Below are 2,017 nucleotides of genomic sequence, written 5' to 3'. Positions count from 1 at the left end.
AGGTCATATCTTAGAAAATGTGATTTATCTTGAGCTTGTCAGACGAGGTTATACGGTCTATGTAGGGCGGGTTGATGAATATGAAATTGATTTTGTTGCTGTCGATACTTTACAGAATTTAACTTATTATCAGGTGGCATTAGAAACGCTCAATGAGGAGACACTCAGCCGAGAGTTACGTCCATTACAGAAAATTTCTGATTCGTATCCCAAGTATTTGCTTACCTTAGACACGATAGGGACTGAAGCGAATTATAATGGTATTGTAAAAATGAGTGCTCTCGATTGGTTGCTATCTGAAAATAAGTAAAGTTGAGGGTAGACATGGATACTCTTATTTATTAATTAAAACTCAAAGACTTTTCAGCATCATTCAAGAATGTATTCAAGCATAATTTCTGCTCCAATTGTGATGGATCGATTTACCTCGACTCGATTGAGTCAGACTATCATGATTGAGCCAGAGTCGCTTACTGAAAGTAGCGAGAATTGCGCTGGAGTTTCTGAAGGATATTAATTCCTTAGTTTGCCCATTCATCCATCTGGGCATTTTTTTTGATCAAAATACAGTGCTGTTCTTGCTAAAAAATGACGGCACCCACCATAAAACACAATATTCCAAAAATAATCCAAGGCCAGATCTTTGTCTTCGGTTGTTCTAAATTCTGAGGATTATATTCCGTGTGTTCTAGCGATGTCGGTTGTGGAACACGGGTTTTTTTAGAGTAAGGCTGGTGTTTAGAGTAAGATAGTCCCGTACCTGGAATACCGACACTGGTTCGCGTACCTTTTTTACCAATATTTAGAGAAGCACCAGGTTTGCCAATGCTGGCACTGCTGATGCCTTTATGGGTCAGATTAATTTTAAAACCCGGGAATAATTTAATACTTTTACGAAATCTAAAACCCATATTGCTCTCATTCTAAAACTTAGCTCAATTCACGCGCTATACCAGGATCCATGATCTGCTAGAGATCGTACTTTGACGGCTATCATCAGGATACTAGTATATTTTTTATCTGATGATTGCAATACTACCTTTAAATACCGTCAAAAATGTTTACTGTATATTTGCTGTAGGGTAATCTTAAAGCTGCTATTTATTGACTGATTGGTATATGACGACAGATAAGCATGAAGTCCTGCTACGAATGCGAGCGATCGAGCTGCTTGCATACTGGGAAGGTCGTTTGGTTACCAATCGTTTGATGAGCTGGTTTGGGCTCAGTCGACAGCAGGCTTCTGCGGATATCAAGCGTTACAATACGCTGTATAACCCCGATGCCTTGATTCATGACCCCTCCGTAAAAGGCTATGTGCCTAAGGCCAGCTTCCAGCCTGTACTGACTACAGCGCATATCAATGAATATCTCAATGTGCTGTCAGGTTTGGTTAGTGAATCGCATACCCTGATTGCGACACCAGAACCGAATCTTGCAGCAGTTCAATTACCTGATCGCAGTGTACGTCCTGAAGTGATTCGGGAAGTGTTGCGTGCCTGCCGCAACCAAAGTACTTTAAAAATGATTTATGCCTCGATGCAGAATCCGCAGTGGCATGAGCGCATCATTTCCCCACACACCCTGGTGTATACCGGTTTTCGCTGGCATGTCCGTGCCTATTGCCATCAGAGCAAGCAGTTTAAGGACTTTTTACTCTCCAGAATTGATCGCACACCTGTTGTGGTGGCGATTGAGTCAGTAGACCCTGCTCAGGATCAGCAATGGCATGAGGAAATTGTACTGACGCTGATCCCTAATCCAAAATTGAACTCATCACAACAAGCGCTGGTCGAAAAAGACTTCGGCATGCCTGATGGCAGATTACAGATTCCGGTGAAAAAAGCCCTGGCTCACTATACTTTGCAGCGATATCAGGCCGCGATCACGCTGGCTGAGGCGGATGATGCCTTGAAATATCCCTTGGTACTACAACGCTCAGATATCGAAAAGCTGTCGTCTTACCTGTTTGATCAGGCCTCATAGGAGATTGGCCATGTTAGAACAATTTCATTAT

At 42.2% G+C, this 2,017-nt stretch carries 2 protein-coding genes and 1 pseudogene; 2 read left to right on the top strand and 1 reads right to left on the bottom strand.

Annotation, left to right across the window (positions count from 1 at the left end; genetic code table 11):
- Positions 1-310 (top strand): annotated as a pseudogene (locus ACNPNW_RS16330) (ATPase); the annotation flags it as partial.
- Positions 311-581: 271 nt separating this feature from the next.
- On the opposite strand, the gene ACNPNW_RS16325 reads toward ACNPNW_RS16330, so the two are convergent.
- Positions 582-911 carry a DUF4236 domain-containing protein gene (locus ACNPNW_RS16325; protein ID WP_000506885.1) on the bottom strand — a complete coding sequence of 110 codons (330 nt, stop codon included), beginning with the start codon at positions 909-911 and terminating at the stop codon, positions 582-584.
- Between the two features lie 208 nt (positions 912-1,119).
- Between ACNPNW_RS16325 and ACNPNW_RS16320 the strand changes: the two genes are divergently transcribed.
- A complete protein-coding gene (locus ACNPNW_RS16320) occupies positions 1,120-1,986 on the top strand; it encodes a BrxR family helix-turn-helix transcriptional regulator (RefSeq protein ID WP_448767191.1) in 867 nt (288 codons plus the stop codon).
- Positions 1,987-2,017: the final 31 nt, after the last annotated feature.

The organism is Acinetobacter endophylla (assembly GCF_053543775.1).
This window is presented reverse-complemented; position numbering and strand designations above follow the sequence as displayed.